The 23,455-nt window shown below is 71.3% G+C and carries 21 protein-coding genes; 9 read left to right on the forward strand and 12 right to left on the reverse strand.

All coding sequences use genetic code 11. The annotated features are described in order from the left end of the window. Positions 1 to 214 precede the first annotated feature (214 nt). From ACZ4XD_RS24735 to ACZ4XD_RS24745, 3 genes are all read right to left on the reverse strand, one after another. Positions 215 to 790, reverse strand: a complete 576-nt coding sequence (locus tag ACZ4XD_RS24735) for an AMIN-like domain-containing (lipo)protein (RefSeq protein WP_468045416.1) — start codon at positions 788 to 790, stop codon at positions 215 to 217. Between the two features lie 229 nt (positions 791 to 1,019). Beyond that, positions 1,020 to 1,808: a DeoR/GlpR family DNA-binding transcription regulator gene (locus tag ACZ4XD_RS24740; RefSeq protein WP_468045418.1), complete on the reverse strand. Its 789-nt coding sequence runs from the start codon at positions 1,806 to 1,808 to the stop codon at positions 1,020 to 1,022. A gap of 36 nt (positions 1,809 to 1,844) precedes the next feature. Continuing rightward, entirely contained in the window at positions 1,845 to 2,885 is a 1,041-nt protein-coding gene (locus ACZ4XD_RS24745; protein WP_468045420.1) for an NAD(P)-dependent alcohol dehydrogenase, read from the reverse strand. 239 nt (positions 2,886 to 3,124) lie between these two features. Here ACZ4XD_RS24745 and ACZ4XD_RS24750 point away from each other — a divergent pair, with 239 nt between their 5' ends. Then, positions 3,125 to 4,486 (forward strand): MFS transporter, encoded by a 1,362-nt coding sequence (locus ACZ4XD_RS24750; RefSeq protein WP_468045422.1) that lies wholly within the window; start codon positions 3,125 to 3,127, stop codon positions 4,484 to 4,486. 98 nt (positions 4,487 to 4,584) lie between these two features. On the opposite strand, the gene ACZ4XD_RS24755 is transcribed toward ACZ4XD_RS24750, so the two are convergent. Both ACZ4XD_RS24755 and ACZ4XD_RS24760 read right to left on the reverse strand, forming a co-directional pair. Then, positions 4,585 to 5,943, reverse strand: coding sequence for a vanadium-dependent haloperoxidase (locus ACZ4XD_RS24755; protein ID WP_468045424.1), 1,359 nt, complete (start codon positions 5,941 to 5,943; stop codon positions 4,585 to 4,587). 161 nt (positions 5,944 to 6,104) lie between these two features. Then, the gene (locus ACZ4XD_RS24760; RefSeq protein WP_468045426.1) at positions 6,105 to 7,499 is read right to left on the reverse strand and encodes a tetratricopeptide repeat protein; all 1,395 of its coding nucleotides are present in this window, start codon (positions 7,497 to 7,499) and stop codon (positions 6,105 to 6,107) included. A 295-nt stretch (positions 7,500 to 7,794) separates the two neighbouring features. On the opposite strand from ACZ4XD_RS24760, the gene ACZ4XD_RS24765 reads away from it, so the two are divergent. Both ACZ4XD_RS24765 and ACZ4XD_RS24770 read left to right on the forward strand, forming a co-directional pair. After that, positions 7,795 to 9,498 carry a purine-cytosine permease family protein gene (locus tag ACZ4XD_RS24765; RefSeq protein ID WP_468045428.1) on the forward strand — a complete coding sequence of 568 codons (1,704 nt, stop codon included), beginning with the start codon at positions 7,795 to 7,797 and terminating at the stop codon, positions 9,496 to 9,498. Between the two features lie 204 nt (positions 9,499 to 9,702). Beyond that, complete coding sequence (locus ACZ4XD_RS24770; protein ID WP_468045430.1) at positions 9,703 to 9,933, forward strand: chaplin; 231 nt, start codon at positions 9,703 to 9,705, stop codon at positions 9,931 to 9,933. 131 nt (positions 9,934 to 10,064) lie between these two features. Here ACZ4XD_RS24770 and rho read toward each other — a convergent pair whose 3' ends face one another. Further along, entirely contained in the window at positions 10,065 to 11,270 is a 1,206-nt protein-coding gene (gene rho / locus ACZ4XD_RS24775) for a transcription termination factor Rho (protein ID WP_468045432.1), read from the reverse strand. Positions 11,271 to 11,596: 326 nt separating this feature from the next. Between rho and ACZ4XD_RS24780 the strand changes: the two genes are divergently transcribed. After that, entirely contained in the window at positions 11,597 to 12,328 is a 732-nt protein-coding gene (locus tag ACZ4XD_RS24780) for a class I SAM-dependent methyltransferase (RefSeq protein WP_468045434.1), read from the forward strand. Positions 12,329 to 12,416: 88 nt separating this feature from the next. On the opposite strand, the gene ACZ4XD_RS24785 is transcribed toward ACZ4XD_RS24780, so the two are convergent. From ACZ4XD_RS24785 to ACZ4XD_RS24795, 3 genes are all read right to left on the reverse strand, one after another. After that, positions 12,417 to 13,331, reverse strand: a complete 915-nt coding sequence (locus ACZ4XD_RS24785) for an MBL fold metallo-hydrolase (protein WP_468045436.1) — start codon at positions 13,329 to 13,331, stop codon at positions 12,417 to 12,419. 257 nt (positions 13,332 to 13,588) lie between these two features. Then, positions 13,589 to 14,059, reverse strand: coding sequence for an SRPBCC family protein (locus ACZ4XD_RS24790; protein ID WP_468045438.1), 471 nt, complete (start codon positions 14,057 to 14,059; stop codon positions 13,589 to 13,591). After that, positions 14,056 to 14,811, reverse strand: coding sequence for an alpha/beta fold hydrolase (locus ACZ4XD_RS24795; protein ID WP_468045440.1), 756 nt, complete (start codon positions 14,809 to 14,811; stop codon positions 14,056 to 14,058). Before ACZ4XD_RS24795 ends, ACZ4XD_RS24790 begins: the two co-directional genes overlap by 4 nt. Before the next feature lie 62 nt (positions 14,812 to 14,873). On the opposite strand from ACZ4XD_RS24795, the gene ACZ4XD_RS24800 reads away from it, so the two are divergent. From ACZ4XD_RS24800 to ACZ4XD_RS24810, 3 genes are all read left to right on the forward strand, one after another. Then, positions 14,874 to 15,464, forward strand: a complete 591-nt coding sequence (locus ACZ4XD_RS24800) for a TetR/AcrR family transcriptional regulator (protein ID WP_468045442.1) — start codon at positions 14,874 to 14,876, stop codon at positions 15,462 to 15,464. 168 nt (positions 15,465 to 15,632) lie between these two features. Further along, the gene (locus tag ACZ4XD_RS24805) at positions 15,633 to 16,307 is read left to right on the forward strand and encodes a hypothetical protein (RefSeq protein WP_468045444.1); all 675 of its coding nucleotides are present in this window, start codon (positions 15,633 to 15,635) and stop codon (positions 16,305 to 16,307) included. A 218-nt stretch (positions 16,308 to 16,525) separates the two neighbouring features. Further along, positions 16,526 to 17,332 carry an endo alpha-1,4 polygalactosaminidase gene (locus ACZ4XD_RS24810; protein ID WP_468045466.1) on the forward strand — a complete coding sequence of 269 codons (807 nt, stop codon included), beginning with the start codon at positions 16,526 to 16,528 and terminating at the stop codon, positions 17,330 to 17,332. 102 nt (positions 17,333 to 17,434) lie between these two features. On the opposite strand, the gene ACZ4XD_RS24815 is transcribed toward ACZ4XD_RS24810, so the two are convergent. From ACZ4XD_RS24815 to ACZ4XD_RS24825, 3 genes are all read right to left on the reverse strand, one after another. Next, on the reverse strand, positions 17,435 to 18,490 hold the full coding sequence (locus ACZ4XD_RS24815; protein WP_468045446.1) for a cytochrome d ubiquinol oxidase subunit II: 1,056 nt from the start codon (positions 18,488 to 18,490) through the stop codon (positions 17,435 to 17,437). After that, positions 18,487 to 19,971, reverse strand: a complete 1,485-nt coding sequence (locus ACZ4XD_RS24820; protein ID WP_468045448.1) for a cytochrome ubiquinol oxidase subunit I — start codon at positions 19,969 to 19,971, stop codon at positions 18,487 to 18,489. The genes ACZ4XD_RS24815 and ACZ4XD_RS24820 overlap by 4 nt, the downstream gene beginning before the upstream one ends. A gap of 366 nt (positions 19,972 to 20,337) precedes the next feature. Further along, positions 20,338 to 20,676, reverse strand: coding sequence for a hypothetical protein (locus ACZ4XD_RS24825; protein WP_468045450.1), 339 nt, complete (start codon positions 20,674 to 20,676; stop codon positions 20,338 to 20,340). Between the two features lie 172 nt (positions 20,677 to 20,848). Between ACZ4XD_RS24825 and ACZ4XD_RS24830 the strand changes: the two genes are divergently transcribed. Both ACZ4XD_RS24830 and ACZ4XD_RS24835 read left to right on the forward strand, forming a co-directional pair. Further along, positions 20,849 to 22,471 carry a PucR family transcriptional regulator gene (locus ACZ4XD_RS24830; protein WP_468045452.1) on the forward strand — a complete coding sequence of 541 codons (1,623 nt, stop codon included), beginning with the start codon at positions 20,849 to 20,851 and terminating at the stop codon, positions 22,469 to 22,471. A gap of 245 nt (positions 22,472 to 22,716) precedes the next feature. Beyond that, a partial coding sequence (locus ACZ4XD_RS24835; protein ID WP_468045454.1) for an alanine racemase occupies positions 22,717 to 23,455 on the forward strand: 739 nt, incomplete at its 3' end.

Genomic DNA, 23,455 nt, shown 5'->3' on the forward strand with positions numbered 1-23,455 from the left:
AGCTCCGCTCGGATAAAGTTCGGTATGCAGGGTGAGTTTTTGGTTTAGATTCCCCAAAACACAGAAGCCCTCAATATACCCAGAGAAATACCCCGGCCGTCAACTCGGTCCGGGGTATTTCTTTTTGTCCGGCAGGAGCTCCCCACGGAGCCGCCGGTCTCAGCTCCCGCTTTTCAGCGCAGCGACACCGGACGGCCCTTGGGGGTGCGCCGGATCACCAGGTGTGGGCGACATCCACGATCAGCTCGTGACCGGACTGCTGCACCCGGAACGGCAGCTTGGCGCGCACGCCCAGGCCGACCTGGGTCTGGCCCTCGAAGCTCGCCCCGAACTTGGTGTCCTTGAAGGTGCGGTAGCCGGCGAGGTTCACCCCCGGCAACGGCTTGCCGGCCGTCCCGGCGTAGGTCTGCTTGCCGGTCGCCGGGTCATGGCTGGGCGCGGACACGAAGACCTCAAGGATGGCGCCGCCCTTGACCGGTATCTTCTCGCCCGAGCCGTCCTGGTGGAACGCGTCGACATATCCGACGTGGTAGCCGACCTTGCCGTCCGCTCCGCCGATGTCGAAGACCATGCGGTCGTAGCAGGCGTTCCGGCTGGTCTTGACGTTCTTCAGCGGCGCCCCGTTCGCGTCCGTGGCCGACTTGTTGCCACTGCCCCAGACGGTCGAACAGGCCTTGGCCGGGGCGGCTTCACCCACCGGGCCGGTCGCGGCCCCGGCCACCCCGGCCGTGCCCGCCACCCCGGCGCCCGCCAGCACGAACGCCGCGGCCACTGTCGCCAACCGTCGCATCACTTACCTCCTGAGAAGAGCCTGTGTACAGATGCGTGCGGTAGGACGGGCGCGCGGGCGAAGTCGTTGTGCGCCGGTCCGTATTTGGCCGACGAAGGAGCCATGTTGTCGCGAAAGTGGAGGTATGCGTACCGGGTGCCCGTCGGTCGGTTTGCGCCGCCGCTACGGAGGTGCCCGCCGGCTGCGGGGGGCCGCCCGCCGTGGAGAGGCGCCCCCGGAGGCACCTCAGTCAGACGTCGACCACGTCAACGGTCACGCCGCTGCGATGCAGTGCGGTCAACTCCTCTGCCGGGGTGCCGCGATCGGTGACGACACGGTCGTAGTCGCCGATGTCGCCGTAGGCGTGCGTCGCGGTCTTGCCGAACTTGCTGTGGTCCACCAGGAGCAGCGACCGCTGCGCGCACTCCAGCATGCCTTCCTTGATCTCGGCGTACTCACGGATCGGGTGGAAGAGGCGGCCGCCGAGCACGGACACCGCCGACATCACCGCGAGGTCGGCGCGGAGCCGGCCGAGGCCGCGCAGTACGTCCGGGCCGACGCAGGAGCCGAATTCGCCGCGGTAGCGACCGCCCAGGAGCGTCACGTCGGTGCCCGGGGTCTCGTCGAACAGCCGGGCCACACCGAGGGAGTTGGTGACCACGGTGACCGCCTCGGTCCGGGCGATCCGGGCCGCGAGCGGGAAGACCGTGGTCGAATCGTCCAGCACGACGGTGCTGCCGGGCCGGATCTCCTCGGCGACGGCGGCGCACAGCGCTTCCTTCACCGGGTGATTGACACCGACGCGGAAGCGGGTGGCGGTCTCCATGGTGAGGCTCGGAAAGGGCGCGGCCCGGCCGCGTTCCTTGCGCAGCAGCCGGCGTTCGGCGAGCTGGTCCAGATCACGGTGCATGGTCGCGAGGCTGACCCCGAAGTGGCCGGCCAGTTCGTCGATGCGGACTTCGCCGTGTGCGACGACATGGGCCAGTACGTCCTGCCGTCGCCGGTCGACCTCGGCCAGCGACGACCGTGTGGAAGCCATCGGGGCCGCCCCTTTCCGGTCGGACAGCGGCAGCGGCTACCGCTGCGGGTAGATGACGGCCTTCACGGCGCTCGCGTCGTGGGTGGCGACGGTCAGTGCGCTCTCGGCCTCGGCAAGACCGTAACCGTGCGAGACCAGGGAGTCGAGCCGGACCGCACCCGACGCCACCAGGGCCGTCGCGGTGGGCCAGGTGTGGGCGTAGCGGAAGGTGCCGGTCAGTTCCAGTTCGTGGTTCTGCACCCGGCTCAGCGGGAGCGGGATCTCGTCCCCGCCCATGCCGACGAGGACCACCCGGCCGGCCCGGCCCACCGTACGGATCGCCTCGCCGCTCACGGCGGGGACGCCGGAGCACTCCAGGAGGACGGTGGGGGTGTAGCCGGCCTCGCGCAGCGGGGTGGCCGAGACGTCCAGGGCGGTGGCGCCGGTGGCGCGGGCGAGGGCGAGGCGGTGCGGGAGGACGTCGGTGACCATGACCTCCCGTGCGCCGAAGGCCCGTGCCGTCTGGGCGGTCACCAGGCCGATGGGTCCCGCGCCGGTGATCAGCACACGGTCGCCGGGTGCGACCCGGGCCTTGCGGCAGGCCCATACGGCCACTGACAGCGGCTCCAGCAGTGCGGCGTCCTCGATCGTCAGGCAGTCGGGGACCTCGTGCGCGAAGTCCTGGCGGACGGCCAGGTATTCGCAGAAGGCGCCGTCCACCGGCGGCGTGGCGAGGAAGCGCATGTCCGGGCAGAGGTTGTAGCGGCCCGGACGGCATTCACCGCAGCTGCCGCAGGGGGTGCCGGGCTCGATGGAGACGCGCCGGCCCATCCGGCGGGTGTCGGCGCCCGGCCCGCAGGCGACGACCGTGCCGGCCGCCTCGTGTCCGAGGACGAGCGGCTCCCGTACGACGAAGTCGCCGATGCGTCCGTGCCGGTAGTAGTGCACATCCGAGCCGCAGGTGCCGACCGCCTCGACACGGACCAGGACCTCTCCCGGGCCGGGCTCGGGGACGGGCCGTTCGGCGAGGCTCAGCTGCCCGGGTCCGTGCAGGACGGCGGCGCGCATGGTGGCGGGAATCCCGGATGTGGCGGTCATGACGGGCTCACGGCTCCCTCGGGGTGTGGCGATATGGAGGGGACGTCGCGCGATCCGGCGCTGGACCGGCGGGCTGCCGCGTCGCCCCTTGGCGTCAGCACCGTACCTCCTCTTTTTCTATCAGAGGAGCCTTGACTTCTCACAAAATACGAGAAGACTTGCGCCGGCCCACCGTCTGCACGGCGCATCGGTGTGCCCTCCCCCGTCCCCTGGTAAAGCTCCGCCCCCTTGGAGAGCCCATGAGCAGCTCCGTCCGCCGCCGGCCGATACGGACACCGCACCCCGGCACCCCGCCGGCCGGCCGCAGGCGCTCCCGCTTCGCCCGCCTGGGCATACCTCCCGCCCTGACCTGGGGTTTCGTCGGCGTCCTGCTGTTCATGACAGGTGACGGGGTGGAGACCGGCTTCTTCTCGAAGTACCTGGCCGACCAAGGTCTGGCCAAGGCCGATGCGGCGGTGGTCATCGCCGTCTACGGGATCACGGTCGCCATCGGCGCCTGGCTCTCGGGAGCGCTGTCCGACCTGTGGGGGCCACGGCGGGTGATGACCGCCGGCTTCGCCATCTGGCTGGTCTTCCAGGTGCTCCTGCTGACGGTGGCACTGCCGACGATGAACTATCCGCTGCTGCTGCTCCTGTACGGGCTGCGGGGCTTCGGTTACCCCTTGTTCGCCTACGGCTTCCTGGTGTGGGTCACCGCGGCGACCCCACCGCAGCGGCTGGGAACGGCGGTCGGCTGGTACTGGTTCGCCTTCACCGGCGGGCTGCCGACCCTCGGCTCGCTGGTCGCCAGCGCCACGATCCCGCTGGCCGGCTCCTACCGGACGTTGTGGCTCGCGCTCGGCCTCGTGACGCTCGGCGGCCTGGTCGCCCTGCTGCTGGTACGGGAGCCCACCGGCCGCTCCGGTCTCGTCCCGGACGGCGGGAATCCGCTGAGGACGCTGGCGGGCAGCGTCTCGATCATGCGGCGGCGCCCGCGGGTGGCCGTCGGCGCCGCGGTGCGGGTCTTCAGCACCGGCTCACAGTTCGGCTTCCTGGTCTGTCTGCCGTTCTTCTTCACCGAGACGGTCGGTTTCAGCACCTCGGCCTGGCTGCGTCTGCTCAGCGTGATGTTCGCCGCGAACATCTTCGCCAACCTGTTCTTCGGAGCCGTCGGCGACCGGCTCGGCTGGCAGCGCACCATGACCTGGTTCGGCGCGGTGGCCTGCGCGGTGACCTGCCTGGCGCTGTATTACGTCCCGGTCCTGGCCGGCCCGCACTTCGTCGCCTGCGCGATGGCCGCCGCCCTCTACGGCATCGCCCTCGCCGGCTACGTCCCGATCTCGGCACTGGTCCCCGCGCTGGCACCGCGCCACAAGGGCCAGGCCATGTCGGCGCTCAATCTGGGGGCCGGTGCGAGCACCTTCGCCGGACCGGCCGTCGTCGCCGTCGCCCTGGGGCCGGTCGGGGTGCAGGGCATCGCCTGGATCTTCGCCCTGCTGCATCTCGCCACCGCGGTCGCGATCCGGTTCCTCGAACCCGACCCGGAGTTCACCGCGCCGCCCACCGAACCGTCCACCGCACCGGCAGCCGACCACACAGGGGTTCCCGCGGGCCGTCACTGACGGACCTCGCCGCTTCGCTCGCCGACCGGCCGGGCACGTACGGGCGGGTCGGGCCGCGGCCCGTACGTCCGGGGGTCGGCGAGCGCCGGGCAATCCGGTCAACTCGCGCTGTCACGCGGGCAGTTCGGCCGGACCGGTGGCACGGCATGCAGACCCGCAGAGCGCAGCGGGCGGAAGTAGTGAGTGAGCGCCCAGGCGCCGATGCGGCTGCCGGTGCGGCATCCGACGGCGTCCGCGGTGCGGAAGTGGATCCCGGCCCAGACACGGGCGTTGATCATGTCCTCGTTGAGCTGGTCGGCCTCGTCATAGTGGCGAGTGGTGCCGGTGATCTCGGAGGGGACGTTGAGGTCGAGGTGGCTGGTGCCGAGGATCCCGGTCAGGGTCCGGGTCACGGCTCCGGTGACCGTGGTGTGGCCGCTGAGGTAGTCGGGGTGCGGTGGTGTGACGAGCAACGGCTGCCACTGCGGGTCGGCGTCGGTCGCGGGGTTGCCGTCGGTGTCGGCCAGCTGGACGGCGGTGATCGGGCGCCAGAATCCGTAGTGGAGTTTGGCGTCCCATGCGGTGACGACGGCATCGGTCGCCGACGCGTTCGCCGCGGCGAACAGCCGTGCCGTGTCCGCGATGTCCAGGTGGTGCCGGGCCGTGTGGTCCCGGAACGCCGTCTGGAGCTGCACCGCCAGATTGCCCCCGAAGAACAGCGCGGTGGCGGTCTGCTGCGCGGTGCGCGCCGAACCGGTCTTCGCCCCCATCGTCTTCACCTCGTTCACGTCCCGGGCATAGCCGGCCGAGGACAGCGCGGGCGGCCCGCCGGGACGGAACTGGGCCGGGGAGGTGAGCAGCAAGGGACGCAGTACGGCGAGCCAGGGGTCGATGAAGGGCTGGTGGGCCGGTGGGGTGGGCCGCCAGACACCGGGCGCGGGTGCCGCGGTGAACTCCACCGGTGCGAACCGGCCGTCGTCCTCGCGCAGCGCGATGAGGTGGCCCGCGGCACGCTCCCCGAAGGCCACGCCCTGCCGCTTCGCCCGGCCGTCGGGGATCTTCGCGAGCGAACCGGCGTACGCGGCATCGAGCGAGGCCCGGGAGGCCGGGAAGTAGGTGACCAGTACGCGGTGGGCGGCGGTCACGGCCGCCGCCTCGGGTGAGGCGGCGGCGGGGCCGCGGGCCCGCCACTTGTACGGGGCGTAGGTGCGCTGGATGCCGACCACGGCGTTGTAGACGGCGGCCGAGACGAACCCGTGCCAGATGACGACCTGTCCGGAGGGGCGGGTGGGGCCGAGGTTGGCGCTGATGGTGTCGGTGGCGATGATGTTCCAGTCACGGATCGCGGCGGGGTCCGCGGCCGGGGTCCGGTAGCTGTCGGCGGTGGCGGTGGGGCCCGGCAGGGCCGTGAGGGCGAGGACCAGCAGTGCGGTGACCGCGCCGATGACTGCTCGTCTGACCGAACGAGAAGTATCCATAACCGACTTAACAGTCGGACGGAGGGCGGGTCACGCCTCGGCACCCCCGGATGCGCGTACGCCCGCGCACCGCCGTACCGCTCCCGGCGCAGGCGGCGCGGGCCCGGATTGTCCAGGGCGCATCGCCGCGCGCGGTGCGCCCGTGGTCGTCCCGCCGCAGCTCAGGTCGCCGCCTGCGCGGCGGCGCGCTCGCGGGCGGCCGCGGCCCGTACCGGGTCGCCGAGCTGCTCCTCCAGCCGGGCCTTGGCGGACCAGTTGTACGGGCAGATGGGGCGCAGTTGGATACGTTCGCTGAGCAGCGTACGGGCCAGCTCCGTACGGCGGGCACGGAGGGCCGCCTCGACGAGGGTCCGCTGGATCGCGTCCCGCTGGGCGTGGCTGCCGCCGAACCGGTGCAGCCGGTGGCGGACGGGCAGCAGCAGATCGGTGGCCCGGCCGTAGTCGTGCTGTCCGTAGGCGATCAGGGCGCGGCAGACGGGCAGTCCGATCTCGGCCGTCATGGCGCGGTTCGACCCGCCGGGCTCCGTCGCCACCCAGTGTTCCCGGTCCTGGACGAGGCGCTGCGCCTGGGCGACACGGCCCGCTCCCACATAGGCCATCACCGCGTGTGCGTCGTTGAAGGCGTAATGGGGGCCGTCGTGGCGGCTCTCCCAGGCATCGGCGAGCCGGACCCACCGCGCGCTCTGCTCGTCCTCCGCCAGATACAGCCGCCACAACAGGGCTGCGGCATCGAGCAGTTCCATCGCCACCCCCGCCGACCCCTCGTGGTGCAGCGCCGCGTCATAGATCTCCAGTACCCGGGCGGTGTCACCGGCCTCCAGTGTGAAGAGGGCGTAGTGCCACCAGTTGTGGACCATGAGCAGGCTGGCCTGTGACCAGTTGTCGGTCCGGGCGTCGAGAAAGCGGATGCCGTCCGTGAAGCGCCCGCGCATTTCGTAGGTGTGCACCACCCCGTGAATGCCCCACACGTCGCCCGGATGCCGCTCCAGGGCCGCCAGGCCGACCTCCTCGGCACGTTCGTAATGGCCCGACTCCTCCAGGCCGAACGCGTACATGCCGAGCAGCGGCCCATGGTGCGGGTCGTCCTCGTCCCAGGCGTCCAGGGCGCCGCCGACGCGGTCCCGCAGGCGCGCGGCGTCCCCGGTGAGGAAGTCGTGCTGATGCCCGGCGAAGAGGGCCAGCGCATCGCGCGGACAGGCGACGGTGAGGTCATCGAGGATCCGGCCGGCGCCGTGCAGATCGCCGTCCAGCCAGGCCGTCGCGGCCGCGAGATGCATCCGCTCCCGAGGCGTCACACCGGCCGGGTCCAGACCGGAGCGGAAGGCGGCGAATCCGTCACGTGCCGCGGCGGCGTCCTTCTCCTCGGTACCCAGTACGCCCAGATACGCGGCCAGCGTCTGCCCCATCACCGACCGCGGTGCGGCGGCCAGTACCGCCTGTGTGGCCTCCGCGACCCGCGGCCGGAAGAACAGCAGGTCGTCCAGGGCCTGTTCGTAAGAGGCCAGGGCCTCCGGGCCGGTGTCACTCATCAGATGTCCGTGGCGGTCCGCTGTCATGGTGGCTCCTGCGGGCTGGGTGCGGGTCTTCATCCTTACCCGCTTCGCGACCGGAGCCACGGCGGAAACGTCCGGTTCATCAGGGAAGTCGCTGCGGGAAACACGTGCTGCCTAATGTCCCTGCCAAGGGACCGGCCGAATGCGCCGTGCACGGCCGCCGTCCTTCGCCCGCCGGCGCGCGTGCGCACGCCGCACCACGCTCCCGCTCCGCCAACGCCGTCGCGCGGGACACGCCCGCCCGCGCCATGGGCGGGACAGGGCACCGCAATTCCCACGCACCTTCAGGAGGTCCGGCATGAGTGTCGCGCCACGTGTGACAGACCCTGACAGCGGCCGGCGGCCCCCGCACGCCGAGGCGCCCGTCGAGGTCCCCGCGTCCGTTGAGGCCGCCGCGCCTACCGACACGGCGGCGAACGAGACCCTGGAGGACTACACCCTCCGCTTCGCCCCGCGCAGTTACCGCCGGTGGACGCCGATGGTGGTGGCGACGACGGCGCTCGGCGGTATCGCGTATATGGCCGACTTCTCGATCGGTGCGGGCATCGGGCTCACCCATGGCACCGGGAACGCGCTGGCCGCGATCCTCGTCGCCGCGGTGGTCATCTTCGTCACCGGCTTCCCGCTCGCCTACTACGGGGCGCGCTACAACATCGACCTGGACCTGATCACGCGAGGCTCCGGCTTCGGCTACTACGGGTCGGTGCTGACGAGCGTCATCTTCGCCAGTTTCACCTTCATCTTCTTCGCCCTCGAAGGCTCGATCATGGCCCAGGGCCTGAAGCTGGGCTTCGGTCTGCCCCTGTGGCTGGGCTATGGGATCTCGACGTTCATGGTGATCCCGCTGGTCATCTACGGGATGAAGGCGCTCAGCAAGCTTCAGGTCTGGACGACCCCGATCTGGCTGCTGCTGATGGTGGGCCCGCTGGTCTACCTGGTCGCCACCGACCCCGGCACGGTGCACACCTTCCTCTCGTATACGGGCGCGCAGGGCGGCGGTGGCGTCAATACGGCCTCGGTGCTGCTGGGTGCGGGCGTGTGTCTGTCGCTGATCGCGCAGATCGGTGAGCAGGTCGACTATCTGCGCTTCATGCCGCCCAAGACCGAGCGGAACAAGCGCGCCTGGTGGACGGCCGTGGTGATGGCCGGCCCCGGGTGGGTGGTGCTCGGCGCCCTCAAGCAGGCCATCGGGGTCTTCCTGGCCGTCTACATCCTCGCCGAGGTGGGCGCGGCGTCGGCCACCGAACCCATTCAGCAGTTCACCGGCGCCTTCGCCGCGATGATGCCGTCCTGGCTGGTCATCCCGCTGGCGGTGGTGCTGGTCGTGATCAGTCAGATAAAGATCAACGTCACCAACGCCTACTCCGGTTCGCTGGCCTGGACGAACTCCTTCACCCGGGTCACCAAGCGCTACCCGGGCCGGACGGTCTTCGTGCTCGCCAACCTGGCCTTCGCGCTGATCCTGATGGAAGCGGACATGTTCAGCTTCCTCAACAGCATCCTCGGGTTCTATTCCAACTGCGCCATCGCCTGGATCGTGACCGTGGCCACCGACATCATCGTCAACAAGTACCTGCTCAAACTCTCCCCGCACGCCCCCGAGTTCCGCCGCGGCATGCTGTACGCGGTCAACCCCGTGGGCGTGGTGGCCTTCGTCGCCGCGTCCGGACTGTCCATCGCCCTGTACTTCCACGCCCTGGGTGACACGCTTCAGCCGTACTCCCCGGTCGCGGCGGCGGTGATCGCCTTCGTCGTCACCCCGCTGATGGCGGTCCTGACCCGGGGGAGGTTCTACCTGCGGCGCACCTGTGACGGGATCGACGCTCCGCTGCTGGACCAGGACGGCAACCCCAGCTCGGCGACGTTCCCGTGCCATGTGTGCCGACAGGACTTCGAACGCCCGGACCTCGCCGCCTGCCACAGCCATGGCGCCATGGTCTGCTCGCTGTGTCTGAGCACCGACCGGACCGGGGCCCACCTGCTGCCCGCGGACCGCACCTGACACGGCGGCGGGCACGGCCGTCGAACGTCAACACAGGAGGCCATATCACCTAAAAGTCTGCTCTTCAGGCCCGGTGCCTCTGGAGCGGGAACCGGTGGGGAACGACAGCCTTGTGCACGGGCGGCTCACAGCCGTGGCGCAGTGTGGTCAACGGGACCGCATCGCCATGAGCCGCAGTTCCTCCACCAGTTAGGAGACCGACCGATGGCTCACCGGATCAAGAGTGCTCTGGTCACCGCGGGCGCCTGCGCCGTCGTTCTCGGCGGGGCGGGTGTCGCCGGCGCCGACAGCGGCGCCGGGGGTGCCGCTCTCGACTCACCCGGGGTGGTGTCCGGCAACAACATCCAGATCCCGGTCCACATTCCGGTCAACGTCTGCGGCAACACCATCAGCGTCATCGGGGTGTTCAACCCCACCTTCGGCACTCCCTGCTGACCGGCTGACACCGGGTCGGCGCACGGCCGTTCCGGACGCGCAACCGGACCGGTCGGCGCCGGCCGAAGTGGCCCTCGGATCTCTCTCCGGGGGCCACTTCCCATGGGCGGAACGCCATGGAGACACGGCGGTCAGACACCGGGGGCGGTGTGCTGTAGCTGCCGCAGAAGCGTCGCGTTGTCTGGCGTACGCCGGACCTTCTCCAGCAGGGACTGCATATGTGCCGGTCCGTCGCCGGTCCGGAGGGCGCGGCGCAGGCGGCGGGTCGCCGTCAACTCGGCGGGGGTGAGCAGCAGTTCCTCCCGGCGGGTGCCGGAGGCGACGGCATTGACGGCCGGATAGACCCGCTTGCCCGCGAGCACCCGGTCCAGCCGCAGCTCCATGTTTCCGGTGCTCTTCAACTCCTCGAAGTAGTAGTCGTCGGCGCGGGAACCGGTCTCCACCAGGGCAGTGGCGAGCAGGGTCAGCGAACCGCCCTCCTCGGCGAGCCGCGCCGCACCGAAGAGCCGCTTGGGGCCGTGCAGCGCGGCGGCGTCGACGCCTCCGCTCAGCGTGCGGCCACCGGCTGTGGCGGCGTTGTTGTGGGCCCGGCACAGCCGGGTGAGGGAGTCGAGCAGGATGACCACGTCCTGTCCCTGCTCGACGAGTCGTTTGGCGCGTTCCACGGCCAGTTCGGCGAGGGCGATATGTTCCTTGGCCGGACGGTCGAAGGTGGAGGCGAGTACCTCGCCGCGCACCGAGCGGCGCATCTCGGTGACTTCTTCCGGCCGTTCGTCGATCAGCACGACCATCAGCCGGCACTCGGGATGGTTCTCGGCGACGGCGGCCGCGAGCTGTTGCAGCAGCACGGTTTTCCCGGTCTTCGGTGGTGCCACGATCAGCCCGCGCTGCCCCTTCCCGATGGGCGTCAGCAGGTCGACGATGCGCGGGGCCGGTCCACCGGTGGCGCTTTCCAGGCGGAGGCGGTGCCGGGGGTGCAGCGGTGTGAGGTCGCGGAAGTGCGGCCGGCCGCGCACGTCGCCCGGCCGGTGTCCGTTGACCGTCTCAACCCGGGCGAGCAATCGCGGCCGGTCACAGACTCCGACGACGAAGTCTCCGGGGCGCAGGCCGGCCGCACGGATCAGCGCGGCGGGCACCCGGACATCGTGGGACGAGGCACGGCAGCCCTCCGCGCGGAGAAATCCGGATTCCTGCCGTCCGTTGACGAGGTCCAGGATCCCGGCCGCTGTGACGACGGGTTTCGTGGGCGCGGCAGCAGGCTGTGCGGGGGTGCGGGAGGTGGCGGTGGTGGGGGACGGGGCAGTGGTAGGGGTGCGGAGTTGAGTGCTCCTGGTCACGGGGGTCCTCTCGGAACGTCGGTACACGGCAGATGGGAGGGAACCGGCAAGGGAAGGGCGGTGAGATCACGCCCCACGGGCGGGCCGGTCGGCCCGCGGCCGGAGAGAGAAGCTGCGGCATCGCTGGACTGCGGGTGCCGAACAGTGGTGCTGGATCGCCGGCCCGGAAGTGACGGGCGCAGAGGCGAGGGAAATACACTCCGCGAGGGAGAAAGAGAGGCGCCGGCGCCGGAAATACGGCGAGCACGAGTGTGTCTCTCCGGCACGGTACCACCACGGGGCGCGGCCGATGCGGTGAAGTGTGTAGCGGATCTATGCTGGGGGCGATGTTCGCACCCCAGGGACCCACCTTCCGTGAACTCGCCGTCCAGGCGCTGTCCTCCGTCGAGCGGGGCTATGACCTGCTCGCCCCGAAGTTCGACCACACTCCGTTCCGGACCCCGGACCGGGTGCTGACGCCGGTGTCACGGGCGCTGCACGAGCTCGGGCCGTTCGGCAGCGGTCTCGATCTGTGCTGCGGAACGGGCGCGGGCATGGATGTGCTGCGGCAGGTCTGCCGGGAGCGGGTCACCGGTGTCGACATCAGCGCGGGGATGCTCTCCGTGGCCCGGACCCGTGAACGGGTGACCGCGACCGCACCCCGGGTCGAGTGGGTGCGCGCGGATGCCCGGGCCCTCCCCTTCGAGCCGGTCTTCGACCTCGCGGTGAGCTTCGGCGCGTTCGGGCACTTCCTGCCCCGGGAACGGCCGGAGCTGTTCGCGCAGGTCCACTCGGTGCTGCGCCCCGGGGGCCGGTTCGTCTTCCCGATCGGGGCGCCTGCCCGGCCGGGGTCGGCCGGCTACTGGACGCTGCTGGCCTTCGACGCGGTGATGCGGGTGCGCAACGCGCTGTGGCGCCCGGAATTCGTCATGTACTACCGCACGTTCCGGCTTGCCGAGGTGCGCGCAGAACTGATCCAGGCCGGCTTCGATGTGCGGCTTCAGGCTCTGCCGGAGCTCGGCCGCCGCCCCGACGGCAGCCCCCGGTGCCGGCTGGTGGTAGCCACCCGGGCCTGGTGAACCGGGGCACCGTACGGGCGGATCGCCGTTCCTGGTGGGTGCGCCCTCTGCGGCCCGCCCACGCCGGGTTCCCCCGGCCCGGGGCCCTTCACCAGCGCAGGGCGGTGAAGTCGACGGGCTGCGGCTGAAGGGTGCGGGTGCGGGCCGTCAGCTGCTCCAGGCGGCGGGTCATCTCCTCGGCCGGGAGCCGCTTGCGGTCGCCGTGGCCGGGCAGCACCCACTCGAAGCGCAGCCGAGGCGCCGTCCGGGCCAGGGAAGCCGCCAGCTCCGTGATCGAGTACCAGGTGACACTGGCGGCCACCTCCAGGTCGGCGGTGGTGCGCGACCAGTAGAAACTGTCGCCGCTGAAGCAGTACCTCCCATCGGCGAGGTAGAGCACGCTGCCGCGGGTATGGCCGGGCAGCGGATAGACGGTGACGCCCGCGCCGACCTCGACCGGGTCGGTGCCCCGGATGACGTGGTCCGCGTCCGGAGCGGCGTCGAGATCGCCCTCGTGGATCCAGAGCCGGGCCCCGAACCGGTCGGCGTAGCGGCGGCCGTGCGCGGCATGGTCCCGGTGGGTGAGCAGTACGTCGGTGACGGGCCCCAACTCCTCGTATCGGGTGGCGAGTTCGTCGCTCCATCGCGGGGTGTCGATCATCATCGTGCTGCCGTCGGGCCGGCGCAGCAGGTAGGCGTTGGCCCCTGCCGTGTGGCGGGAGTTGTGGCCGCAGAGCTGGACGGTGTCGTCGAGGGCGAGGGGGAAGGGGTCGAGGTCGGGGGTGAGGTGGTGCGCGGGGTGGCGGATGGAGCGGGTGTGGCAGGCGAAGGCGGCCGCGTACAACTGCCGCTGCTCGGACTCGTTCTGGGGCTGCCGGATCACTTCCGCCCGCCCGTTCTGTTCCCGGATGACGTCGGGGGCCAGTTGCCGGGCCACGTCACAGTTGGTGCAGCGCGCATCGACGTACCAGCCCTCGCCGGTCCGCTCCGCCGGTACCGCCTCGGGCGACAGGTCGCTACTCATGACAGGTCCGTCCTTCCTGGTCAGGGTGGTGTCGGAATGAGTGGTCAGTGCGCACTGCCCCCAGAAGTACCGCGCCGTGCAGCAAAAGCGGAAGAGGGGACAGACCTTGTGCTTCGCGGCTGGAACGCCTCTTCCGGTGGGGAAGCGGAAGTCGGGGGTTGGGTGATTTGCACCTATTGGCCTACCCGCTGGCGGCACCTCGCCTGGGGGGCGGGTGACCTGCCCCGCCCCCTCCACGCGCCGGGAGGTTCGCCGATTCAGTCGGCCCGTTCGCACGCGGCGCTCAGCCGGCGGAGCGTCGTACGCATACCGGCGCGGTTGTGGGCGGCGCGCCGGGCGGGCGGGGTGCCGGTGAAGACCAGGCCCAGCAGCTCGGCGAGCCGGCGACGCCACCCACTGCGGCGGCGGTCGATCCAGTACTCGGTGACCAGGGTGCCCCGCTCGGTCGGGGTCAGCCGGTAGCCCCAGCGCGCCACGGGCAGACCGAAGGTGGTGTTGTCGAAGGCGAATTCGCGGCCGGGGTCGGCGGTGACGATCCGGCAGGTGGCGAACCAGACCCAGCATGCCTTGCGGTTGACCCCCACGAAACGGTCCCCGCGGGGCCACACCCAGATGACTTCCGGGCTCCACTCCGTCATCCGCCGGACGTCGGCGAGCGCCGCGTAGACGGCCTGTGGCGGGGCCGGGACCTCCAGGGATTCCTCCACGCTCCACACCCGGCCGGTCATCGCAGGCTCCCCCGGGGCGCCGACCCGTGCGTCCGGGCCGTGACGACCGCGGCGGCATCCCGCACATGCCGAGTGAGGTCTGCCGTATCGGTGAGGCTGGTGATGTGCCCGCACCTCGGGCGGACAGTGAGGCGGCCGTCGCGACAGGCGTTGAGGAAGCGGCGTTCATGGCGGCGGAAGTGGTCGCGTTCGCCGTTCACCAGCCAGACCGGGCCGGGGTATGCGGCGAGTGACGCCAGCGGGTTCATCTCCCGCACGGCCTCGACGAGGCCCGGCACGGCCTCGGAGCTCAGCCCGCCCGCGACCATGGCGTCCGCCTGGGGCCGGGGCAGCGCGCGGCGGAACGCGAAGGCGCTGAGGCGGTTGAACTCCTCGGGGTACCTGGCCGCCAGCCGGCCGGCTCCCCGGTAGACGGCGCCGAACGCCCCGCGCGGCAACGCCGTACACCCCATGGCCATCAGGCCGAGGACACGGTCCGGGTGGGCGCCGGCGGTGGCAACGGCCACATAGCCGCCCAGGAACAGCCCCACCAGCAGTGCACGGCCACCGAGTTGGTCCACGGCGTCGCTGACCGCCTCCACGGCGCCGGGCAGGGTGAACGGTTCCCCGCGCCGCGTGCCGTGACCGGGCAGGTCGGGCGCCGCCATGGGATGACGCTCGCCGAGGGCTTGGATCACGGGTCGCCACATCGTGCCGCTCACGCGCATACCGTGCACGAAGACGATGGGCAGCCCGGCTTCATTGGACTCCATGTCCGGCACCGTACCGCAAATGCAACGCAACGTTGCGTTGTTCTTGATGCTAACCTCCCCTCATGAGCGAGGAGCGGCACGGAACACGGCGCAGCGGCGGCCCACGGAAGGCACAGGAGATCTTCGATGCCACGCTGGATCTACTGGCGGAGAAGGGCTATGAGGGGCTGACCATCGAGGGGGTCGCCCAGCGGTCCGGCGTCAACAAGACCACGCTCTACCGCTGGTGGCCGTCCAAGGGAGCACTCCTGGGTGCCGCCCTCATCGGTGCGCGCCAACTCGACTTCACCCCTCCCGACACCGGCGGCCTCACCGGAGATCTGGAGGCCCTGCTGCACACGGTGGTAACCCTCCTCACCACGCGACCGGCCTCCGATATCGCCGTTTCCGTGCTGGGCGCCGCCACCCAGAGTCCCGAACTGGCCGTCCACGTAAAGGACTTCTTCGCCGACCGGATCGCGCTGGAGCGACCCGTCTTCGACCGCGCCGTCGCCCGCGGGGAGCTCCCGGCGGACACCGACATCACGCTGCTGATGGATCTGCTGGCCGGGGCCGCCTGGGTCCGGGTCGTCCTGCGCCAACTCCCGCTGGAGAAGGACTTTGTGGCGCGCACCGTCGACACCGTGCTCAACGGGGCACGCGTACGGACCTGACGCCGCCTCCGTTTCAAGCCCCTTAGAGAGTCTGTTTCGACATCAACTACAACTTTACTAATTCTTGGTGTAGTTGAATCAGATTTCACACCAGTCTCAAACGTAACGCGACGAACGTCACACGCAGACACGTCGCTTACACAAAGCTGGGCGAGAGGTAACAGCACGATGAGAAAAAGCAGAATGACCCGCCACGGCAGCCGGCTGCTGGCGCTGTCCACGGTGTCTCTGGGGCTGGTCGCCGCGATGACCATGCCGGCCGCCGCGGAGGACCAGCCCACCCGGGACCAGCTCATAGCCGACTGCGCTTCCGGTGAAGGGAAGTGCAGCTTCAACGAGCCGACTCTCGGCGAGGCGTACCTCGGCGACTTCCGCCAGGTCTCCAACTCGCTGTACAACTGCAGCACCTCGGACGCCACCCAGTCGATGGGCTGGTCCGACACGGTGGGCTCCACGGACTCGGCGGGGGTCTCCGTCACCGCCGGCGGCAAGATCGCCGGTCTGATCGACCTCAGTGTGACCGCGACCTACAGCCACACCTGGTCGAGCTCGCACACCGAGAACAGCTCGCTGAACATGACGGTGAAGCCCGGCGAGGTGGGCTGGATCTCCCGCGCCCAGGTGATGCAGACCGTCTCCGGCACCTGGCAGACCCACTACGACAGCCCGAAGTGGGGGCACTACTACTGGTTCGTGCCGGACACCGTCACCGGGCCCGCGCCCAACGGGACGGACGGCCAGAGCAACGCGGTGACCGTCAAGACCCGCAAGATGACCGCCGCGGAGAAGAGCTCCTGCTCGTCCGAGGCGAAGAAGGGCCAGGCGTTCGTGGTCAAGCGCTGACCACGGCGACGTCGCGCAGCTGAACGGGGGCGCGGTCCCTGCCTTCCCGTAAGGAACCGCATCACGGCCGCCGACCACAGTGCCTCTCGGATCCCGCAGACCGGGAGGCACCTTCGGGCCCGGCCGGCGACCGCACGCCGGCCGTACGCACGTTTCGCGCATAAGCTCCGCCCGTGCACTCTTTACGCTCCCGCGCCGCCGGCGCCCTCGCCCTGATCATGGCGCTCGGCACGGCATGCTCCGCCGAACCTCCCCCGCACTCCGCCGGATCCGGGACCTCGGCGTCCGCCCCCGCCGCCCCCACCGCGGTACGGCCACCGGCTGCGAACGCCGTCTTCGACTATCAGCTCGGCGGCGCATATCCGCCGCCCGACGAAGTCCGGGCCGTTTCCCGCGACCGCACGGCCAAGCCGGCGCCCGGCCGCTACAACGTCTGCTACGTGAACGCCTTCCAGGCACAGCCCGACGACACCGGCTCCTGGGAGGACGACCACCCCGACCTGCTGCTGCGGGACGAGCACGGAGACCCGGTCATCGACGCGGACTGGGACGAGCCGCTGCTCGACATCTCGACCAGCGCCAAGCGGGCGGCCCTCATGGAGATCGTCGGCCCGTGGATCGACGGCTGCGCCAAGGCCGGTTATGACGCCGTGGAACCCGACAACCTCGACTCCTACGAGCGCTCCGACGGCAGGCTCACCGCCGGGCACGCCGCGGCCTTCGCCCGGCTCCTGGCCCGCCGCGCCCACCAGCGGCATCTGGCCATCGCCCAGAAGAACACCACCGACCTGCTGCCACAACGCGGCCGTATCGGCTTCGACTTCGCCGTTGTCGAGGAGTGCACCCGCTACCAGGAATGCACCGACTTCGCGGCGGCCTACGCCCACCGGGTCTTCGTCATCGAATACCGGAAGCAGGACTTCACCGCCGCCTGCCGCGCCTGGGGCAAGAAGCTCTCCCTCACCTTGCGCGACCGCGAGGTCCGCCCCGCCGGTGCCAAGGGCTCGCTCCGCCGGTACTGCTGACGCCTGCCCGGTGCCGCCCGGAGGGGAGCGGTGGGGCGGAACAGCATTCCGGGGAGCCGGAGCGCCACCGCGGTCCGCGACCGGCGGCCGGTGGCACCGTGGTCAGTTCAGCTCGGTCGGATCGTCGCGAGCCGGTTCGGTGCGGCGCAGGTCGGTGTCGGAGAGCGGTTCGAGTTCGCCGTGGGTGTCCAGCCAGTACAGGAAGGCCACGGCCGGGCAGACGAGCACCACGGCGACGAGGGTGACCAGGCCGGTCCAGCGCAGGCTGCCTGGGTCGCCGGCCCCCTCGGCCACGGTCAGCGACGTGGGGATGAGGTAGGGGCGCTGGGCGGCTCCCCAGGCGATGACCGCCGCCGCGACCACGCCGACGGCGGTGACCCGGGACCAGACGCCGGACCGGCGCAGCAGCAGCCATCCGGTGGCGAGGGAACAGACTCCGGCCAGGATGACGAGGCCGAGGCCGACGCCGTGAGTGAGCCCGTGCCAGACATGCGGGGCATCGCTGCGGGTGACGGTCAGCATGACGGCCGCGAGGACGGCGAGGGCGACGACGCTCCCCAGCGCCCGCCGTCGGAAGTAGCCGACCAGGTCGGGCGCGCCGTAACGGGCGGCGTCGCCGGCCAGGAACACGGCGCCGAGGAAGGCCGTCGCCACGATGGCGATCAGGCCGAAGAGGATGGAGGTCGGGTTGGCCCAGGCGTGGGCCGAGGCCACCGTGCCCGGTACCGCCCGGCCCGAGGCGATCCCGCCGACGGCCGCGCCGAGGAAGAACGGCGTGAGCAGCGAGGAGACGGCGAAGACGGCGCCGTAGAGGCGTCGCCCGGCGATCCGGCGGATGGGTTTGCGCAGCGCGAAGCCGGCGCCGCGCAGCACGAGGCCGATGGCGGCCAGGGCGAGCGGCAGCCACATGGCCGAGAACACCGTCTGGAACAGCGTCGGAAAGCCCGTCCACATGATGACGAAGACGAAGACGAGCCAGACGTTGTTGACCTCCCATACGGGGGCCATGGCGTGGTCGATCAGCCACCTGGGGCGCGCGCCGCGCCTGGTGCCACCGGCCGTCAGGTCCCAGAACCCGGCTCCGTAGTCGGTGCCTCCGGCGCAGGCGTAGGCGGCGACGGCGAGCAGCAGCACCACGGCGATGACATCGGCGATCACGGCCGGCCGTCCCCGTCCGGTCCGGGCCCGGTGCCGCCGTCGGGTGACGGGTCACCGGCCGGTACCCGCGCGCGGGGCCCGTACGGGGTGTCGGCCTCCGGTTCCTCGGTCCGCTCCCCCGCCGCCCGGCGCGCGTCGTCGAGCCGCCAGTTCGTCCGCATCTTGAGCAGCACGGCGAGCAGCGAGCCGAAGATGAACACATACACCACGAGGACCAGGCCCAGCATGATCCAGAGGCTGGTGGAGCGGGTCGCGGTCACCGCCTCGGCAACGCGCATGTGCCGGTAGACGATCCAGGGCTGGCGCCCCACTTCGGCGGTGATCCACCCGCATTCGACGGCGATGACGGAGGCGACGCCCGCGCAGGCCGCGCCGCGGAAGAACCACGGTGAGGTGGGCAGCCGGTGTCGCCGCAGCCGGCACCAGCCGTACCAGAGGGCGAGGAGGATCAGCAGGGAGCCGATCACCACCATGAGGTCGAAGGCCCAGTGGGCGATGGTGGCCTGGGTGACCGTCGGCCGGTCGTCCGCCGGGACGGAGGTCAGTCCGGTCACCTTGGTGCCGGGGGTGAACCCGGCCAGGATGGAGTCGAATTGGGGGATCTTGATGCCGCCGGAGATGCTGCCGTCCGGATGCAGCCGGCCGAAGATGTACTCGGGTACATGGGTGTCGGTCCGCCAGACGAGTTCCGTCGCGGCGAACTTCACCGGCTGCTTGTGGAAGACGGACCGGGCGATCGAGTCCCCCAGCACGAACTGCACCGGGGTGAAGACCGCGGCGAGGGTGAACGGCACGGTGAAGCCGAGCCGGTGGTAGCGGTCGCGGCGGCCGCGCAGCCAGCCGACGGCGTAGACCCCGGCGACGGTGTAGCCCGCGGTGATCAGCATCGCCACGACGAAGTGCCAGTACTGGGGGCCGAACATCGGGGTGAAGATCGCCGACCAGATGTGCACGTCCTCGGGGTTGCCGTCGGCGTCGAGGGTGAACCCTTGGGGTGTGTTCATCCATGCGTTGGCCGCCAGGATGCCGAACGCGCCGAGCAGGGCGGCGGCCGGCAGTGGCAGGCCGAGCAGGAAGTGGGTGCGGGGCTTCAGCCTCCGCCAGCCGTAGAGGTAGATGGCGATGAGGACCGCTTCGAGGAAGAAGGCCCAGGCCTCCACCCCGAAACCGATACCGAAGACGCCGCCCCACTTGCCCATCAGGCCCGGCCAGAGCAGTCCGAACTCGAAGGACAGCACGGTGCCGGTGACCACTCCGACGGCGAACTGCACCGCCATCACCGCCGACCAGCGCCGGGCGAGGAGCAGTGCGACGGGATCGTTCCGGCGCAGACCGCGGTGGTGCATCACCAGGGTGATCAGTGGGAGTGCCACCCCGAGCGGTACCAGAATGATGTGGGAGGCCAGGGTGAAGGCCATCAGCTCCCGGGCCGGGAGCAGTTGGGCCGGGACGCCCGCCAGCAGGGTGACCGTGGTGTGCATGCCTTACGTGCCTTCGCTGCTCGGGACGTTCAGGAGAGCGCCGGCCTCGGCGTCCACGCTTGCCTGCCTCCTCGGTGCACGGCCCGGCCCTGCGGGGCCCAGCGACGGTCGCGCCGGCTCGTCACCCAACCACCGGTGGGCGCGGGGCAGCACGCACCGTGCTCCCGGGTTGAGCCGTTGGGCCGACGCACTTCGCCCGGTCGGCCCAGCCGGCGGCCCCGCGCTGCTCGGAGCGGCCCCGCGGCCGGCCGTCGAGCGGGCCGCGGGTCCCCGGGCGCGCTTGAGGGGCCCGGCGGCCCCACACCACCGAACCCCTCCGCGAGGGGGACCCGCCGGGCCCCCTCGTGCTCTCAGCCCTGCGTCGCGCTACGCCGTCTCATGACCGTGGGAGCCGTTGATCTTCTCGATCGCCTGCCGGGCCTGCTCCTGTGGGGAGCGGGCGGGCAGCGGCGACACGGTCGTGGAGGCCACGGCGGGCTGGGCCCGCTCCTGCGGCATGGCCTTGGCGTGGGCGGCGGACGACCGGATACGCAGGCGATGACCGGCGGCCTCGTCGAGGGTCACCGGGCGTTTGAAGCGGGCAGCCAGCCGGGCGGCGTCCTGACCGAGGGCGGCGACGTCCTCCCACTGCAAGCGCACCACCAGCGAGAGTTCGGCGTCTCCGTCCGGCAATGCCTGAAGCTGCGGGATACCCGGGTCAGTCATGCTGCCTCCTCACATCGTGTACCGGTGCCTCGGGGACACGGATATGGAGAGATACGCACGGGCTCCCGCCACCGTTCACTCCCGCCGACGGGAATGGGGAGCCGGGGCGGACCCGGCCGGCGGAGGTGCGGATTCCGTAGGGCACGATGGTGGGTGGAACGGTGAGCGGGTGATGCCAGTGATGAGCCTTCAGCGGCTTCTCAGCTCCATCGGGCCGGCCGTGCTGTCGGGGGTGTGCGCCCCCGGAGGCACCGCGGTCCCGGTGGGAGATGTGGTGATCGCCGAGCCGGACGGCGGTTTCGATCTGCGTCCGGGCGATGTCGTCCTCGGAGTGAATCTCACGGACCGGGCGCAGGCTCTGCGGCTGCTGTCGTTGTGCGCCGGGCGGTCGGCGGGCGCTCTGCTGCTCAAGGCCCCGGTCGCGGTCGACGAAACGGTGGTCACGGCCGCGAGCGCGGCGGGACTCCCGCTGGTGCAGGTCGAGCAGCAGGCGGGCTGGGCGCAGGTCGTGTCGCTGCTGCGGGCGGTGCTCGACAGCGAGGGGTACGCGGACTCCGGCAGCGGGACGGCCGGTGCCGAGGCGGGGGACCTCTTCGGTCTGGCCGATGCGATCGCCGCCGTGATCGACGCGCCGGTCACCATCGAGGACCGCAGCTCCCGGGTCCTGGCGTACTCCGCGCGGCAGGAGCGCGGTGACGAGGCGCGGGTGGCCACGATCATGGGCCGGCACGTCCCCGACGAGGTCAACGCCCATTTCCGGCGCTACGGCGTCTTTCACCGGATCGCCCAGGACACCGGCCCCATCTACGTCCCCGCTGTGGTCGAGGGGACCAAGCCGCGGCTGGTCGTGCCGGTGCATGCCGGCGGGGAGATGCTCGGCTCGATCTGGGCCATCGTGCCGGGGCCGGTGCCCGCCGAGCGGGCCGAGGCGTTCGCGGACACGGCCGCGACGGCGGCGCTGCATCTGCTGCGCCGGCGTGCCGGTGCGGATGTGGAGCGCCTGGTGCTGACCGACATGGTCGCCACGGTGCTGCACGGCCAGGAGGGAGCGGCGGACGCGGCGCGGCGGCTGGGGCTCACGACCGGTCCCTGGCGGGTGATCGCGGTCGGGGTGCGCTGCGAGGACGAGGAGGAGGCGGAGCGACAGCGGCTGACCGTATGGGAGCGTATGTCCCGGTTCCGCGGCAGTCGCCTGCGGTCACCCGCGGCGGTCGTCGGCGGGGTGGTCTACGGGATCGTCCCGGCGGAAATGATCAGCCCTGGCCCCGACGACGGACCCCGATGGCTGGAGACGCTCCGTGGCACCACCGGAGAGCCCGCACCGCTGCTCGCGGTCGGTGGGCTCGCGGCGTCGGTCCCCGGGCTGGCGCGCTCGCGTGAGCAGGCCGATGACACGCTCGATCTGCTCCGGACCGGCCTGATCGCGCGCCGCCAGGCCGTGCACGACGAGGTGTGGGCGACGGTCGTGCTGCGCCATGTCGCGCGATCCGCCGCGGCGGCCCGGATCGCGGGCGTCGGACCGCTGCAACAGCTGGTGGACCACGACCGGACGCACGGGACGAACTGTGTGCCGACGCTGTACGCCTGGCTCCAGGAGCGGGGCGATCCACGGGCCGCCGCCGCCCGGCTGCACATCCACCCCAACACGCTCCGGCACCGGATGCGCCGGCTTCAGGAGGTGGTGGCGCTGCCGCTGGACGACCCGGAGGTCCGTACCGCTCTGCTGCTCCAGCTCACCGCCCGCCGATACGGCGCGGAAGGCGGCCCGGACGACGCCGTGGGTACTTCCGGGTGAGGGAACCCGGGCCGCCGCCCGGTATGTCGCTGTGACGGTCCGGTGTCTCCGTATGGCGGGATTTCCGTATGCCGTCCTCCCGTACGCAGCCGCCTGCCCCGCCACCGCCTCCCGTTGTCGCGGCCCCACTGCCGAGTGGCCCGAGACAGTGCCGAGCGAACGATGACGGGCCGTCCCCCCCACCGAAACCATGGCTCCACCCGCAGCTCACCGGGCAGCAATGGATTTCATGGAAGGACGGTGGCATGTCGTTCGGCATGGCCCGCGAGGCCGAGAACGTCGCAGCCGGATACGGAGCGGCGGTGACAACGGTCGTGGACCGGCACCCTCCGGGGGTGCCCGCCGAGCCGGTCCCGGCCGCGGGCCCGGCGCCCTCCGCCGTACCGGCACCGACAACCGGATCGGTGGCAGGGCCGGCGGCCGGAGCGCACCACCAGGACGGGCAGTACGGGCAGCACGGGCCGCATGGGCAGTACGGCCAGGACGGACAGCAGGCCGGAGCCCCGCACGCGCAGGCCCATATCGATCTCACGGCGATCCGCGCCAACGTCAGCCGGTTGTGTGACACGGCGGGGTCCGCCGAGGTGATGGCGGTGGTCAAGGCCGACGCCTACGGGCACGGCACGGTCCCCGTCGCCCGCGCGGCGCTCGCGGGCGGTGCCACCTGGCTCGGCGTCGCCGGGATGCGGGAGGCACTGGCGCTGCGCGCGGCCGGTGTCCCCGGCCGGCTGCTGGCGTGGCTGCTGACCCCCGGTGACGACTGGAATGCCGCGGTGGCCGCGGGTGTCGAGCTGTCGGCCGGTGCCCCGTGGGCGGTGCGGGCAGCGGTCCGGGCGGCGCGGGCCGTGGACCGTCCCGCGCTGCTCCACCTCGAAGCGGAGACCGGGCTCGGGCGTGGAGGGGAGAGCGCGGGAGAATTAGAGGAGGGGGTGGTAGGGGGGGAGGGGCGCCGCAGCAGCGAGCACCCCCCCGTCTATTTGTGGC

The sequence above is a fragment of the Streptomyces sp. NPDC029466 genome (assembly GCF_055574515.1).

What these genes read in the sequence shown, in the direction of transcription:
- ACZ4XD_RS24735 (WP_468045416.1), bottom strand. Translation starts at nt 790, where the DNA reads ATGCGACGGTTGGCGACAGTGGCCGCGGCGTTCGTGCTGGCGGGCGCC.
- ACZ4XD_RS24740 (WP_468045418.1), bottom strand. Translation starts at nt 1,808, where the DNA reads ATGGCTTCCACACGGTCGTCGCTGGCCGAGGTCGACCGGCGACGGCAG.
- ACZ4XD_RS24745 (WP_468045420.1), bottom strand. Translation starts at nt 2,885, where the DNA reads ATGACCGCCACATCCGGGATTCCCGCCACCATGCGCGCCGCCGTCCTG.
- ACZ4XD_RS24750 (WP_468045422.1), top strand. Translation starts at nt 3,125, where the DNA reads ATGAGCAGCTCCGTCCGCCGCCGGCCGATACGGACACCGCACCCCGGC.
- ACZ4XD_RS24755 (WP_468045424.1), bottom strand. Translation starts at nt 5,943, where the DNA reads ATGGATACTTCTCGTTCGGTCAGACGAGCAGTCATCGGCGCGGTCACC.
- ACZ4XD_RS24760 (WP_468045426.1), bottom strand. Translation starts at nt 7,499, where the DNA reads ATGACAGCGGACCGCCACGGACATCTGATGAGTGACACCGGCCCGGAG.
- ACZ4XD_RS24765 (WP_468045428.1), top strand. Translation starts at nt 7,795, where the DNA reads ATGAGTGTCGCGCCACGTGTGACAGACCCTGACAGCGGCCGGCGGCCC.
- ACZ4XD_RS24770 (WP_468045430.1), top strand. Translation starts at nt 9,703, where the DNA reads ATGGCTCACCGGATCAAGAGTGCTCTGGTCACCGCGGGCGCCTGCGCC.
- ACZ4XD_RS24780 (WP_468045434.1), top strand. Translation starts at nt 11,597, where the DNA reads ATGTTCGCACCCCAGGGACCCACCTTCCGTGAACTCGCCGTCCAGGCG.
- ACZ4XD_RS24785 (WP_468045436.1), bottom strand. Translation starts at nt 13,331, where the DNA reads ATGAGTAGCGACCTGTCGCCCGAGGCGGTACCGGCGGAGCGGACCGGC.
- ACZ4XD_RS24790 (WP_468045438.1), bottom strand. Translation starts at nt 14,059, where the DNA reads ATGACCGGCCGGGTGTGGAGCGTGGAGGAATCCCTGGAGGTCCCGGCC.
- ACZ4XD_RS24795 (WP_468045440.1), bottom strand. Translation starts at nt 14,811, where the DNA reads ATGGAGTCCAATGAAGCCGGGCTGCCCATCGTCTTCGTGCACGGTATG.
- ACZ4XD_RS24800 (WP_468045442.1), top strand. Translation starts at nt 14,874, where the DNA reads ATGAGCGAGGAGCGGCACGGAACACGGCGCAGCGGCGGCCCACGGAAG.
- ACZ4XD_RS24805 (WP_468045444.1), top strand. Translation starts at nt 15,633, where the DNA reads ATGAGAAAAAGCAGAATGACCCGCCACGGCAGCCGGCTGCTGGCGCTG.
- ACZ4XD_RS24810 (WP_468045466.1), top strand. Translation starts at nt 16,526, where the DNA reads ATGGCGCTCGGCACGGCATGCTCCGCCGAACCTCCCCCGCACTCCGCC.
- ACZ4XD_RS24820 (WP_468045448.1), bottom strand. Translation starts at nt 19,971, where the DNA reads ATGCACACCACGGTCACCCTGCTGGCGGGCGTCCCGGCCCAACTGCTC.
- ACZ4XD_RS24825 (WP_468045450.1), bottom strand. Translation starts at nt 20,676, where the DNA reads ATGACTGACCCGGGTATCCCGCAGCTTCAGGCATTGCCGGACGGAGAC.
- ACZ4XD_RS24830 (WP_468045452.1), top strand. Translation starts at nt 20,849, where the DNA reads ATGCCAGTGATGAGCCTTCAGCGGCTTCTCAGCTCCATCGGGCCGGCC.